10 protein-coding genes and 1 riboswitch are annotated in these 13,032 nt (G+C 61.2%); of the genes, 6 read left to right on the top strand and 4 right to left on the bottom strand.

The genetic code is table 11. The features are described from left to right. Nucleotides 1–56: 56 nt before the first annotated feature. Nucleotides 57–884 carry a transporter substrate-binding domain-containing protein gene (locus ASC97_RS25435; protein WP_057471155.1) on the bottom strand — a complete coding sequence of 276 codons (828 nt, stop codon included), beginning with the start codon at nt 882–884 and terminating at the stop codon, nt 57–59. Nucleotides 885–1,118: 234 nt separating this feature from the next. Between ASC97_RS25435 and hutC the strand changes: the two genes are divergently transcribed. From hutC to ASC97_RS25415, 4 genes are all read left to right on the top strand, one after another. Beyond that, nucleotides 1,119–1,847 (top strand): histidine utilization repressor, encoded by a 729-nt coding sequence (gene hutC / locus ASC97_RS25430; protein ID WP_057471154.1) that lies wholly within the window; start codon nt 1,119–1,121, stop codon nt 1,845–1,847. Between the two features lie 11 nt (nt 1,848–1,858). Next, entirely contained in the window at nt 1,859–2,797 is a 939-nt protein-coding gene (locus tag ASC97_RS25425) for a LysR substrate-binding domain-containing protein (RefSeq protein WP_057471096.1), read from the top strand. Between the two features lie 96 nt (nt 2,798–2,893). Beyond that, nucleotides 2,894–4,246 (top strand): LLM class flavin-dependent oxidoreductase, encoded by a 1,353-nt coding sequence (locus tag ASC97_RS25420; RefSeq protein ID WP_057471153.1) that lies wholly within the window; start codon nt 2,894–2,896, stop codon nt 4,244–4,246. A gap of 16 nt (nt 4,247–4,262) precedes the next feature. Next, nucleotides 4,263–4,799 (top strand): flavin reductase family protein, encoded by a 537-nt coding sequence (locus ASC97_RS25415; RefSeq protein WP_443216777.1) that lies wholly within the window; start codon nt 4,263–4,265, stop codon nt 4,797–4,799. A gap of 40 nt (nt 4,800–4,839) precedes the next feature. On the opposite strand, the gene speB is transcribed toward ASC97_RS25415, so the two are convergent. Together speB and putA are read right to left on the bottom strand one after the other, a co-directional pair. Then, complete coding sequence (gene speB / locus ASC97_RS25410; protein ID WP_057471095.1) at nt 4,840–5,814, bottom strand: agmatinase; 975 nt, start codon at nt 5,812–5,814, stop codon at nt 4,840–4,842. A gap of 177 nt (nt 5,815–5,991) precedes the next feature. After that, nucleotides 5,992–9,708 carry a trifunctional transcriptional regulator/proline dehydrogenase/L-glutamate gamma-semialdehyde dehydrogenase gene (putA, locus tag ASC97_RS25405; RefSeq protein ID WP_156390462.1) on the bottom strand — a complete coding sequence of 1,239 codons (3,717 nt, stop codon included), beginning with the start codon at nt 9,706–9,708 and terminating at the stop codon, nt 5,992–5,994. Nucleotides 9,709–9,832: 124 nt separating this feature from the next. On the opposite strand from putA, the gene ASC97_RS25400 reads away from it, so the two are divergent. After that, nucleotides 9,833–10,297: an Lrp/AsnC family transcriptional regulator gene (locus ASC97_RS25400; protein ID WP_057471094.1), complete on the top strand. Its 465-nt coding sequence runs from the start codon at nt 9,833–9,835 to the stop codon at nt 10,295–10,297. Nucleotides 10,298–10,308: 11 nt separating this feature from the next. Here the strand turns inward: ASC97_RS25400 and ASC97_RS25395 are convergent, their stop codons facing one another. Further along, on the bottom strand, nt 10,309–11,268 hold the full coding sequence (locus tag ASC97_RS25395; protein WP_057471093.1) for a LysR family transcriptional regulator: 960 nt from the start codon (nt 11,266–11,268) through the stop codon (nt 10,309–10,311). Between the two features lie 118 nt (nt 11,269–11,386). On the opposite strand from ASC97_RS25395, the gene ASC97_RS25390 reads away from it, so the two are divergent. Continuing rightward, on the top strand, nt 11,387–12,787 hold the full coding sequence (locus ASC97_RS25390) for an MFS transporter (RefSeq protein WP_057471092.1): 1,401 nt from the start codon (nt 11,387–11,389) through the stop codon (nt 12,785–12,787). A gap of 108 nt (nt 12,788–12,895) precedes the next feature. Further along, nucleotides 12,896–12,992, top strand: a riboswitch (TPP riboswitch). The last annotated feature ends 40 nt before the right edge of the window (nt 12,993–13,032 follow it).

Genomic DNA, 13,032 nt, shown 5'->3' with positions numbered 1-13,032 from the left:
AGAGACCTGATCGCGCCCGGATATCCCGAGCGCAATCGATTATCGATCTGGATTGATCAGAATGCCGGGTCCTTGACAGCATCCGGGGTGTCGAAGGATGCACCGAACCACTTCTTCTGGAGCTCGGCCATGCGCCCATCAGCCTTGATCTTCAGCAACGCCGCATCGATCGCGTCCATCAGTGGAGCATGATCGGCGTCCTTCAGGCCGATGAAACCGAAATAGGACTTCTTGCCGAAGGGAGGCAGGACGACTTCGAAAGTGCCTTCGCGCTGCTTGGCGACGAACGCAATGTTCGGCAACGAGTTGGCAACGCCCGCGATACGACCCGCCGCCAGATCGGCGTAGGATTCGGTAAAAGCGGGATACTCGCGAATATCGACCTTGGACGGCAGCGTTTCAGAGAATTCCTTGAGCTGGTCGAGCTGTGAGGTGGCCTTGCCGACGCCGATCTTCTTGCCGGCAATGTCTGCCGGCTTGCTGATCGACGTGTCGCCGGCCTTCTTCAGCACGGCAATCGTCGCTTCGGCAATCGGAGGGGTAAAGCGATAGCGCTCCATGCGCTTCTTGGTGATTGTTGCCGGTCCTGCAACAACGTCAAACTTGCCGGCTTCGAGTGCAGGGAAAACGCCATCCCACGGAAGCGCCACCCACTCGATCTTCACGCCGAGTTCCTTGCCAATCTCGGCGAAGAGGTCGACGTTCAGGCCGGCGTGCTCGCCGGCGTCGATGAAGTCGAACGGCGCGAATGCCGTCTCGGTGCCGACCTTCAATGTGCCGGCCGCCTTGACGGCTGCAAGGGTGTCGGCCGCGTGCGCCGTCAGCGTCGCTCCGAACAGGAATGCGGCGCCGACGAGGCCCTTGAGCAATGAATTCGCAATCATGATCATCTCCAGTTTTCACTCCCCCGGCAGAGGAGTTCGAGTTCCCGATTTTTAGCCCGCTCAACGGATTTCTGTGATCCGTTTTGACTATACAAATAGATATAGGCTGGCCTAAGGTGTCAACGTCAAAGTCGAAACATGCAAATTTTGTGCCGCAGGGAAAAGGTTGCGATCGGGCAGGATCGCCAGGTTGCCTCCGATCGGTTGTTTGTGTCGCTGGAAGAGGTGGCGTTCTTGGTGCCGATTCATCAGAGAATTTTCAAAGACATAGAGACAAAGATCCTGAGCGGCGACTGGCGGCCGGGCGAACGGATTCCGATAGAGCACGACCTTGTGGAGCAATATGGCTGCTCCCGCATGACTGTCAGCAAGGCACTGACCACTCTGGTGGAACGCGGCCTCATCGTGCGCAGGCGCAAAACCGGTTCTTTTGTCGCCAGTCCCCAGATCGATCGCACGGTCATGGATATTCAGGACATCGGCACCGAAGCGGTGCTGGCGGGCCACGAGCATCGCTACGAAATCCTGGCGCGCAAGGTAGACAGGCTGAGCCCCGGAGAGGCTGCCCGATTGCGCAGCTCCGTGGGGGAAGACGTGCTGAGGCTTCAGTGCCTGCACATCGTCGATGGCACGCCCACCGCTATCGAGCGCCGCATTATTCTGTTGGATACGGTGCCGCTTGCAAGGCACGAGAGTTTTGCAGAGGCGCCGCCGGCAAAGTGGCTTCTGTCGCAGGTGCCCTGGTCAAAGGCCCGGCACGTCATCCGCGCCGTCTCGGCGGATGCGGCGACCGCCCGCATCCTTCAGATCGAGCGTGGGGAACCTTGCCTCAATCTGATCCGCCAGACGTGGCAGAACGAACGCCTGGTGACCTATGTGGAGATTACGCACCCCGGCGATCGCTTCCAGTTCGCCGGCGTGTTTCATCCGGCGGAAAAACGCCCATCGCGCCGCCAACCCTAGCGAGACATCGATTGAGTCAGAACCAAAATGTCAGGGCCCTTCCGCTCAAGTCGCTTCAGGCCTTCGAGGCGGTGGGGCGCTGTGGCGGCGTGACGGCCGCGGCGACCGAACTCAACGTGTCACCGGGCGCAATCAGCCAGCAGATCCGCAAGATCGAGAGTTTTCTCGGCGTCACCCTTTTGGAGCGTAGCGGCCGCACGGCGGAGCTGACGGTGTGGGGACGGCTATATCACAGGGAGATTTCCAAAGGCTTCGAGCAGTTTGCCATCGCCGAACAGCTTCTCGAGCGTGCCCGCAACGAGAATGCGTTGGTGTTGAGTGCGTTGTCATCCGTCGTCAACAAGTGGATCGGCCGGCGCATCTTCGACTGGCAGGCGCTTCATCCCGATGCTCATGTGAGGGTGACCGGGCGAGACAAGGAGCCGCGCATGGGGTTCGACGAGGTCGATTTTCGCGTCAGCTACGGATCCGACGTTCTTCAGCATGATCACTACGTGGAGCTCTTTCGTGATTGGGTCGTTCCCGCCTGCTCGCCGGCGCTGCTCGAAGGCCGCGCGCTCGCACCCGCCGCGCTGTTTCATCATCCCCTCTTGCATGTCGAATGGGAACGACACTTCACCCCCTATCCCAGTTGGGCGGAGTTCGCCGCAAAAGTCGGAGTTCAGCTGAAGGAGACGTCACCGGGGCTGTCCTTCACATTATCGAGCAGCGCCATCGACGCAGCCGTCAACAAGCGCGGCATCGTGCTTGCACAAATGTCGATGATTGCCGACGAACTCGAAGCGCAGACACTCGTTGTGCCGGTCGATATCAGGATCGCGCTGCAGGAGAGCTATTTCCTGGCCTGGGACCGGTCCGCTCTTCAAAAGCCCTATGGGCGGGAATTCCGCGACTGGGTCATCGCCATATCAAGACAGCAGGCGCTGATCTCTGCCCCTGTGATCCTTTAGAAAAACTAAAACGGAAATCAGCCTGGTGATATTGATGAAAAAAATCGCATGGCGCTATTTTGCACGATCGAAACGACCAGCCTGCGGGAGAAAATGATGGCACGGGCCGACAAGATGAAACTTGGTACGTTTGTCTACACGTTCGGCTTTCATCCGGCCTCGTGGCTGCATCCGGCCAGCAATGTCCATGGCGCCAACGATTTCAGTCATCTCCTCGATGTCGCGAAGCGCTCCGAGGCTGCCAAACTCGACTTCATGTTCATGGCTGACTCCCCGGCCGCAGCGGTTGGTGACCCGGACGCCCTGTCGCGCATCCCCACCAAGATGAACCGCTTCGAGCCGCTGTCGCTTCTTTCCGCGCTGTCGGTGACCACCGAGAAGCTCGGACTCGTCGCCACCGTGTCGACGAGTTACTACGAGCCGTACAATGTCGCCCGTCTCTTTGCCTCTATCGATCATCTGAGCGGCGGCCGCGCGTGCTGGAACGTTGTGACCTCGGACCACGACGAGACCGGCTATAACTTCAATCGCGAGGGACTTGATCCGCATGCGCTACGCTACGAGCGCGGCAACGAGTTCGTCGATGTCGTGTTCGGTCTCTGGGACAGTTTCGAAGAAGGCGCATTGCTTCTCGACCGCGAAAGCGGCGTCTACTACGACAAGTCGAAGCATCACACGCTCAATCATAAGGGCAAGCACTTCCAGGTTCGCGGGCCGCTCAATATTGCCCGTACGCCGCAGGGACGGCCAATCATTGCGCAGGCCGGCGGTTCAGAACCCGGCATGGACATGGCCGCGCGCACGGCCGAAATCGTCTTCAGCCTTGCCTCCAACATCGATCGCAACCGTGCTTTCTACGAGAATGTCAAAGCTCGCATGCCAGCCTATGGGCGCAATCCGGACGATCTGAAAATCATGCCGGGTGTCGTGCTGAATGTCGGCGAGACACAAGCAGAGGCAAAAGCCAAGGTCGATTATCTGATCGACAAGATGCACCCCGACGTCGGACGGCTCATGCTTTCGGAATTTCTCGAAGCCGATCTGCGTGGCGTGCCGCTCGACAAGCCGTTTCCGATGGACCGGCTGCCGGAAGCGCCGAAGGGCTCGCGCGCGCTGTTCGACGAACTCGTCGATTTCGTCAAAAGCGGGCGCACGGTCGGCGAACTCGTTCGCCACTATGCCGAAAAGCACACCGGCAATGGCATCACCGGCACACCGGCAGAGATCGCAGATTTCATGGAGGAATGGTTCGAGACACGTGCCGCCGACGGCTTCATTCTGATGTTCCCGACGCTGCCCTCGAGCCTCGACGATTTCGTCAGGCTGGTCCTGCCGGAACTGCGCCGGCGTGGGCTTTTCCGCGAGGAATATGAAGGGACCACGCTTCGCGAGAACCTGGGGATTTCGATGCCGGTAAATCGTTTTGCCAAGGTTCCCGTCACGGCATGAATATGGAGGCACACAGATGGACACGGGCATGAGGGCGAGGATGGTGGTCGATCAATCTGCGTTCAAGCTGTCGATGCGCCAGCTGGCCGGTGCGGTCAGCGTGGTGACGGTTGGCGAGCGCGAGGACCGCACGGGCTTTACCGCAACGTCGGTGTCGTCGCTTTCGGCTGACGTGCCATCGGTGATCGTCAGCGTCAACCGGACATCCTCCTCCTGGCCGATCGTCGAAAAATACCGCCGCTTCTGCATCAATGTCCTGGCCGCCGACCAGCAGCATGTGGCGCAGTCCTTTGCAGGCTTCGGCGGGCGGAAGGGCATTGCCCGTTATGCCGACGCCCAATGGTATTGCCTGGCGACAGGAACGGCCGCGCTCAGGAATGCGCTGACGGTTCTCGACTGCGAACTGGAAACGGTCTTCAACCACCATTCGCATGCGGTCTTGATTGGCCGCATATGCGCGATCGACACCCGTGAGGACGTCGAGCCGCTGCTTTACTGGCGGGGCGGTTACCGCCGCCTGTCGACCGACGCCATGGCGGATTCTCCGACATGAGGACGACGCGGCCAGGGCCGATCGTCGTCCGCCACAGCCATCAGCCAGTTGTCAGGGCACGGCGGCGATCACCGACCTGCCTGGCGATCACACATAGAAGTTCGAACATCATCGTCGCCCCCGCCAGTGCGGTCATTCCAGCGAGGTCGAAGGGCGGGGAAACCTCAACGACGTCAGCGCCGACGATATCAACGCCTTCCAGCAGCCTGATCATCTGCTGTGCCTCACGGGTCGTGAAACCGCCGGCTTCCGGCGTGCCTGTTCCCGGTGCCATCGATGGATCGATGCTGTCGATATCGAAGGTGACGTAGGTCGGCTGATTGCCGGCAATCTCCCTGGCCTCTCCCATGACGGCTTTGACGCCCCGGTCGACAAACTCCTCCATGTAGATGATGCGCACGCCTTGTTGCCGTGCCCAGTCATGTTCGTCGGGCTCATAGATCGAACCGCGAATTCCGATCTGCACGATTCGCTTCGGATCCAGGAGGCCTTCTTCGATGGCGCGGCGGAATGGCGTACCGTGGGTATAGGGATTGTCGCCGAAATATCGGTCGTTGGTGTCGGAATGGGCATCGAAATGGATGAGGCCGACAGGCCGGTCCCTGGCGATTGCGCGCAGCACCGGAAGCGTCGTCAGGTGGTCGCCGCCGACCGAAAGCGGAATAGCGCCCGCAGCGACGATCTCCGCCATCCCCTTTTCGATGCGGGTGAGCCCGTCGACAAGGTTTATCGGGTTGACCGACAGGTCGCCGACATCGGCAACGTTTGCAATGCTGAATGGCTCGGTGCCGGAGACGTGATGCACGCGGCGCATCAGGCTGGACTGGCTGCGCACCTCTCGTGGCCCATGCCTGGCTCCCGCCCGGTTCGTCGTGCCGCCGTCCCACGGAATTCCCACCAGCGCGATATCGAGTCCTTCGGCGGTTTTGGCAACCGGCATCCGCATGAAGGTGGCGTGTCCGGCAAAGCGCGGAATGTCGGCGGCGTCGATCGGCTGGTGGAAAGTCTCGTTCATTGCTCTGTCCTGTCGGGCTTTTGCTTCGGTCGCGAAATTGGATCGTCGCTATCCGTTGCGCAAGTACATTCTGCGCGTTTGCCACAACGCCCGCACTCGCCCGCATCTCCCGAACAAGTAAAAAGGCCGAGCGGTCGCCGCTCGGCCTTTCTTCGTTCGAACATCCCTCAGCGGCGATCAGCCGATCGACATCAGGCTGGCGTTTCCGCCCGCCGCCGCCGTGTTGATCGACGTCGACACCTCTTCCAGCAGCCAGTTGAGGCAATAGGCGTCAGGATCGTTTTCGAGCTCCAGCGTGGAAGCCGATTGTGTCAGCAACAGCGGACCGGGCATTGCGGCAACCTTTTTCAGCATTGCCGAGACGCGATCGGCATCGCCTTCGATGAGGGCCCCGGACATAAGCAGGCCGCCGCCCACACCGCTCCCGAAGGCGACACGTTGGGCAACGCTCGCCGGAATACCATCCAGGCTCGAACGAAGACCATCGTCGCAATCGATGAGCGCGCTATTGCCGGTGGCAAGCACCGAGGACACCTGCCGGCGCAGGCCGACAGCCGAAGCCGGTGCGCAGTAGATCGTGCCGCGCGCGTGCAGCGCGTAGATATTGCGTTCCCCGACGGGACCGGGAAGCTCGGTTTCGAGGCCGAGCGCCGATTGACCGCCGAGATTGCGCGCCATTTCGGCCTCGTCCTGCAGCCCCTCCCTATCGAGCCACTTGGCGAAGTCGGACAGTGCCGGATCGCTATAGACCGAGCTGTGCTGCGGCGGGATGGGCGGCGTCCTGACGAGGCGGCCGAGATAGAGCGGCCCGCCAGCCTTGGGTCCGGTACCCGACAGGCCCCGGCCGCCAAACGGCTGTACGCCGACGACCGCGCCGATGACGTTGCGGTTGACGTAGAGATTGCCGACCTTGATGCGCGACGTGACATGCGCGATGGTTTCGTCCAGGCGCGTATGCAGGCCGAAAGTCAGGCCATAGCCGGTCGCATTGATGTCGTCGATCAGCCGGTCGAGGTTTTGGCGGCGCCACCGGATCACGTGGAGGACCGGACCGAAGACTTCCCGTTTGAGATCTGAAATGTTGCGCAATTCGACGATGGTGGGGGAAACGAAGGTGCCGTGTTGGGTCCCTTCAGGTAGTTCGACCCGCTCGACCGCGCAGCCAAGGTCGCGCATCGCCTGAACATGGGCTTCGATGATTTCCTTCGCCTCGGCGGTAATGACGGGGCCAATATCGGAAGACAAGCGATTGGTGTTGGCAATAGTAAGTTCGCGCAGCGCACCCTTCAGCATGGCCAGCGTTCGGTCCGCCACGTCTTCCTGCAGGCACAGGATGCGCAGTGCCGAGCAACGCTGCCCGGCGCTGTCAAAGGCCGAGGCGATGACGTCACCGACAACCTGTTCGGCGAGCGCCGACGAATCGACGATCATGGCGTTCTGGCCGCCGGTCTCGGCGATGAGCGGAATGGGCTCTTCGCTCGCGGACAGGCGCTTTGCCAGTTCCGCTTGAATGAGCCGGGCGACGTCGGTCGATCCCGTGAACATTACCGCCGCGGTTTCGGGCGCAGCAACGAGCGCAGCTCCGATCCGGCCGTCGCCGGGGACGAGCTGGGCGACATCGAGGGGGATGCCGGCCTCATGGAGAATGCGAACGGCCTCGGCGGCAATCAGCGGCGTCTCTTCGGCAGGTTTTGCCAGAACGGGATTGCCAGCCACCAAGGCCGCCGCAACCTGACCTGTGAAGATCGCCAGCGGAAAATTCCACGGGCTGATGCAGACGACAGGACCAAGAGGCGCGTGCGAGGGACCGAGTGTGCGACGGGCCTGCTCGGCGTAGTAGCGCAGGAAGTCGATCGCCTCGCGGACCTCGGCGATGGCATTCTGCACGGATTTTCCGGCTTCGCGAATGATCAGCCCGAGCAGGGTCTCGATTCGGGTCTGCATGATGTCTGCGGCGCGGTCGAGCATATCAGCCCGTTCGGCGGGCGACACGGAAGCCCAGCTTGGGGCGATTTGCAGGGCTGCGGCAGCGGCCACCGCCGCCTCCCCCTCCGTTGCCTCGCGCACAGTGCCGACGGCGTCGCGACCGTCGGCGGGATTAAGAACGTCGCGCGGCTTGCCTGCCAGGGTCGTCGTTGCCCGGCTTGGAACCGCTTCCCAGCTCCGGGCGGCGCTTGCTTCCAGCGCGTGGGTCAAGCCTGAAAGCACGTCCTCGTTTGAAAGATCAGGGCCGCCCGAATTCCGCCGCCGGTCGTAGAGATCGGCGGGAAGGGAAATCTTGTCGTGCTTCTGGCCGACAACAGCCATCGCCGACACGATGTCGACCGGGTCGGCGACGAGTTCGTCGATCGAGACGCTGGGGTCGGCGATCCTGTTGACGAAAGATGAGTTGGCACCGTTTTCAAGGAGACGGCGCACCAGATAGGCGAGCAGCGTTTCATGCGTGCCGACGGGTGCATAGATGCGGCATGGCCGGTTCAGGTTCTGGCGTCCGACGACCTCGTCGTAAAGCGGTTCGCCCATGCCGTGCAGGCACTGGAATTCGTATTTGCCGACATAGTAGTCGGACCCTGCCATCTGATAGATCGTCGCCAGTGTCTGTGCGTTGTGCGTGGCAAACTGCGGGAAAACAGCGTCCGTTGCCGCGAGCAGTTTTTTCGCGCAGGCGATATAGGAAACGTCCGTGTAGATTTTGCGCGTGAAGACCGGAAAATCATCGAGACCGTCGACCTGTGCGCGTTTGATTTCCGCATCCCAATAGGCGCCCTTGACGAGCCGCACCATGATGCGTCGCCCGGCGCGACGGGCAAGATCGATGATGAAATCGAGCACGAATGGGCAACGCTTGCCGTAGGCCTGCACCACAAATCCCATGCCGTTCCAGTTTGCGAGATCCTGGTCGAGACACAGGCTCTCCAGGATATCGAGTGACAATTCCAGCCGGTCGGCCTCTTCGGCATCGATGTTCAAGCCGATGTCGTAGGATTTGGCGATCAGCGCGAGTGCTTTCACCTTGGGCAACAGTTCATCCATCACGCGGGCGCTCTGTGCACGAGCATAGCGCGGATGAAGGGCCGAGAGCTTGATGGATATGCCTGGACCTTCATATATGCCGCGACGGTCGGAGGCCTTGCCGATTGCGTGGATCGCCGTCTCGTAGTCCCTGTAGTATCGCTCCGCATCGGCGCCGGTCGTTGCCGCTTCGCCGAGCATGTCGTAGGAATATCGGAAGCCGCGCTGCTCGAGTGTCTTTGCACGCTGCAGCGCCTCGTCGATGGTTTCGCCGGTGACGAACTGCTCACCCATCATGCGCATCGCCATGTCGACACCGCGGCGGATGACCGGCTCGCCGCAGCGCGCGATGAGGCGCGTAAGGGCCGCGGAAAGACTGCGGTCGTTGACCGTGGATGTCAGCTTGCCGGTGACGACAAGGCCCCAGGTTGCAGCATTGACGAAGAGCGAGCGACCGCCGCCGAGATGAGCCTTCCAGTCGCCTTCGGAGACCTTGTCGCGGATCAGGGCGTCACGCGTCGCGGCATCGGGAATGCGCAGCAGGGCTTCGGCAAGACACATCAGCGCCACGCCTTCCTGGCTGGAAAGCGAGTACTCGTGTACCAGCCCCTCCACCCCAGTGCCCTTGTGCTTCGCACGCAGTGCTTCAATCAGCTTTCGAGCTGTCTTTGCGGCTGCCTGCCGGATCGGATCGGGTAGAGCCGCAGCCTCGACGAGACGGGGAACGCACACTGTTTCGGGCGTGCGGTAGGCCGCCGTGATCGCCTTCCTCAGATCGCTCTGAGGGCGGATGGCCGGGGCAAATCCGTCAAAGTGATTTCCAGTTCCACCCACCTGCTTTACGGTGGCTTCGTCCGCTACCGCGCCATTGATGCTCGTCATGTCAGCTCCTATCGGGACAGGCGGACAACCTAGCAGATTCCCCAAGGTCAATTTCACTTGATTTCTGGCGAATAAATCTATATTTCGCCAATTCTTGGTCGCTTAAGAGGGAATTATTGTGACTATGTCAAATCATGGCAGAGAAATCGACTTGTTCGATAACAAGATAATCGAAGCGCTGATGGCAGATGGCCGTATGTCGGTGACGGACCTTGCAAAGCGCGTCGGGCTTTCGAATACCCCTTGCCAGGTCAGGCTCAAGAGATTGATCGAAGACGGCTACATACTGGGCTTTCGCGCCATCGTCGATGTCAACAAGCTCGGCAGGAACCATGTTGCGTTTACCGAGGTCAAGCTTTCAGACACACGTGAGAATGCGCTCAACGCATTTAACATCGCGGTCAGGAAGCTGCAGGAGGTCGAGGAGTGCCACATGATCGCAGGCGCCTTCGATTATCTGCTCAAGATCCGGACGTCGGACATCGCAAACTATCGGCTCGTCCTCGGCGAAAAGATCTCCAGCCTGCCGTTCGTTGCCAACACGTCGACCTTTGTAGCCATGGAAGCCATCAAGGAAGCCGGCGTTTAAGGCCGGCGTCGCTAAGCAGCTTGGGAGACTGTTGACGTGCAACCAGAAGCCTTAAGTGCCGCAACGACGATGTCTACAAACAATCTGCGGAACCACATCGATCGGCCGTCAGCGCGGTCGACGCGCCGATAGAGCATCGTGACCGGCTCTGCCGGCAGCTCCAGCGGCGGCACGGAAATCGCGAGTCCATGCAGTTGCGCCATGCATCGGGCAATCGATTCCGGGATCGTCGCGATTGCAGGCATTGCCCTGAGGGCCGTCGGCAGGGCAGAAAAGCGCGGTACCGTCGCAACGATCTGACGGCGCAGGCCGACACGGCCAAGCGCCACATCGAGGTTGTTGGCACTGTTGCCTTCGAAAGAAACGGTGACATGAGGCGTCCTGACGAAGTCTTCGAGCTTCAAGGGAGCCTTCAGCCCAACCCGCGCAGGGTCGAAGACGCAGATCGAAGACTGGTTGAAAAGCGGTGCACGGATGTGCCAGGACGCGGGATCGTCATGCACCGAGACGCTGAAGTCATAGGCGCCTTCATCAAGCATCCGCGCAGCGTCGCGTTTGTCGGACGCCACGCCCACCAGCCGGGATCCGGGAGACAACTCGCGCAGCCGCGCCACCAATGGGCCGAAAAAAGCCGATTCCAGATTGTCGCACATGCCGATCCGGAATTCGCCCTGCCAGCTTGCGGGATCGAAGGCCGTCGGCGGACGAATGGCGCGTTCGATGCCAGACAGCGCGTCCTCAATCGTCGGCGCGATTGCAAGAGCTCTCGGCGTCGGCTGCAGCCCTCGTCCCACCCTGACGAACAGCTCGTCGTCGAGCGACTCGCGCAACCGCTTCAACGCAGCCGACAAGCCAGGTTGGCCGAGCAACAGGCGCTCGGCGGCACGACTGACGTTCCGTTCCTGCATGAGCACGGAAAATGCCAGCAGCAGGTTCAGGTCTATCTTGCGGAGGATCGCATCATTCATCATCGCCAGTAATACCTGACATAGGTACTATCAATTTGCAATAGATCCTGAAGCTGTACATTTTCTCGTTCCTCTGGCGCCCGATCCTCCCGCGGCGCCAGCACGAAAGGAACGATCATCGATGACTATTTCCAAACGGAAAGGCGGAGCCGGCCTCGCGTTGCTGCTCCTCTGTGCTGCCAATTTTCTCGACGCCATGGATGTCTCGACCATCGGCGTTGCGCTTCCGGCCATCCAGGCGGAGCTCGGCATGAAGGCCACGTCCCTGCAATGGGCGGTGAGCGCCTACGTTCTTGGCTACGGGGGCTTCCTGCTGCTTGGGGGGCGTGTTGCCGATGTTTTCGGGCATCGCCGCACCTTCCTCTGGTCCCTCGGAATTTTCGCCGCTGCCAGCATTGCCGGCGGTTTCGTCGACAGCGGACCGACGCTGATTGCCGCGCGCCTGGTGAAGGGGATTGCCGCCGCCTTCACGGCGCCCGCCGCTCTCGCCCTGCTGCTTTCCGTATTCGGTGAGGGCAACGCGCGCGCAAAGGCGCTCGGAGTGTTTGCCTCGACGGGGGCCACCGGATTTGTGCTCGGTATGGTCCTGGGTGGGGCGGCGACCATCATCAGCTGGCGCGCAACGCTCGTGATGGGGGCGCCGGTAGCTTTGATAGCGCTGGCAATCGCCCCCTTCGTATTGCCTGCGGATCAACCGCGGACTGGCCCTCGGCCCACGTTTGATTGGGCTGGGGCCCTGACGATCACGCCCGGTCTCCTGCTCTTCGTGTTCGGCATCACCCATGCCGCCGCCGCCGGCTGGGATACGCTGCCCACATGGGGCTCGCTCTTCGCCGCCGTCGTCCTGATCGGCCTCTTCCTGGTCGTCGAGATGCGCCATGCCGATCCGATGGTGCCGCTCGCGATCTTCCGCCGAGCCAAACTCAGCCATGCCAATGCCGTCGCCGCGCTGTTCCAGGGCGTCTATGTCGGGTTCCAGTTCATCGCAACGCTCTACTATCAAAACGTCTTTGGCTGGTCGGCCTTCGCGACGGGATTCTGCTTCGCCTTCGGAGGGGTCTGCGTGATGTTTCTCGCGCCACGCTTTGCCGCAATCGGACAAAGCCGTGGCACCACGGCCCTGATGACAGCGGGCGTTGCGTTGCAGGCGGCCAGCTACATCCTCTGGATCTCCGCGGTCGGCCACATCCATCCGGTCCTGCTCGTGGCGCTCTCGCAAATTCCGCTCGGCGTCGGCTATGCCATGACCTATCCTTCGGTGCAGGTGGCGGCGCTGTCCGATGTCGAGGAGGACAAGTCCGGACTGGCTTCCGGATTGCTCTTCGCCTCGTTCCAGATCGGTGGCGGCATCGTGCTCGCGGCGGCGTCGGCGGTCTTCGCGGCCGCCCCAGGCTTTGGTTGGGATCCGTATTTTGCGGGTATCACTTTCGTTGCGACCGTCTCTGTCGCAGTAACGCTCGTCGCTGCCTTGGGACCGAGAACATCGGCTCGCCCGGAAGACGTCTATCAGGCAGCCGAATAGCTCGGCTGATGTGGACCGTGTCATCGAGCAAATGTCACAGCCGGTATCTCGCGGCTGTGACAGACATTTGAAGTGACAGGCGGCCTGTTCTCTGCAACAAGATGGTTCATTGAGAGACAGGGGCGTTCGCCGGAAGGCGGACTGAGAAGTACCCTTGGAACCTGAACCAGATAATGCTGGCGGAGGGAGTCGCTCGGGACTTTTCCGCAATCTTGCGTTTTGTCCCTGCGTCTTGCCCCGCGTGA

Origin of the sequence: Rhizobium sp. Root1203, assembly GCF_001424945.1 — a bacterium.
Lineage (GTDB): Bacteria > Pseudomonadota > Alphaproteobacteria > Rhizobiales > Rhizobiaceae > Rhizobium.
This window is presented reverse-complemented; position numbering and strand designations above follow the sequence as displayed.

What these genes read in the sequence shown, in the direction of transcription:
- ASC97_RS25395 (WP_057471093.1), bottom strand. Translation starts at nt 11,268, where the DNA reads ATGATGAATGATGCGATCCTCCGCAAGATAGACCTGAACCTGCTGCTG.
- ASC97_RS25435 (WP_057471155.1), bottom strand. Translation starts at nt 884, where the DNA reads ATGATTGCGAATTCATTGCTCAAGGGCCTCGTCGGCGCCGCATTCCTG.
- ASC97_RS25400 (WP_057471094.1), top strand. Translation starts at nt 9,833, where the DNA reads ATGTCAAATCATGGCAGAGAAATCGACTTGTTCGATAACAAGATAATC.
- speB (WP_057471095.1), bottom strand. Translation starts at nt 5,814, where the DNA reads ATGAACGAGACTTTCCACCAGCCGATCGACGCCGCCGACATTCCGCGC.
- ASC97_RS25390 (WP_057471092.1), top strand. Translation starts at nt 11,387, where the DNA reads ATGACTATTTCCAAACGGAAAGGCGGAGCCGGCCTCGCGTTGCTGCTC.
- ASC97_RS25415 (WP_443216777.1), top strand. Translation starts at nt 4,263, where the DNA reads ATGGACACGGGCATGAGGGCGAGGATGGTGGTCGATCAATCTGCGTTC.
- ASC97_RS25420 (WP_057471153.1), top strand. Translation starts at nt 2,894, where the DNA reads ATGGCACGGGCCGACAAGATGAAACTTGGTACGTTTGTCTACACGTTC.
- putA (WP_156390462.1), bottom strand. Translation starts at nt 9,708, where the DNA reads ATGACGAGCATCAATGGCGCGGTAGCGGACGAAGCCACCGTAAAGCAG.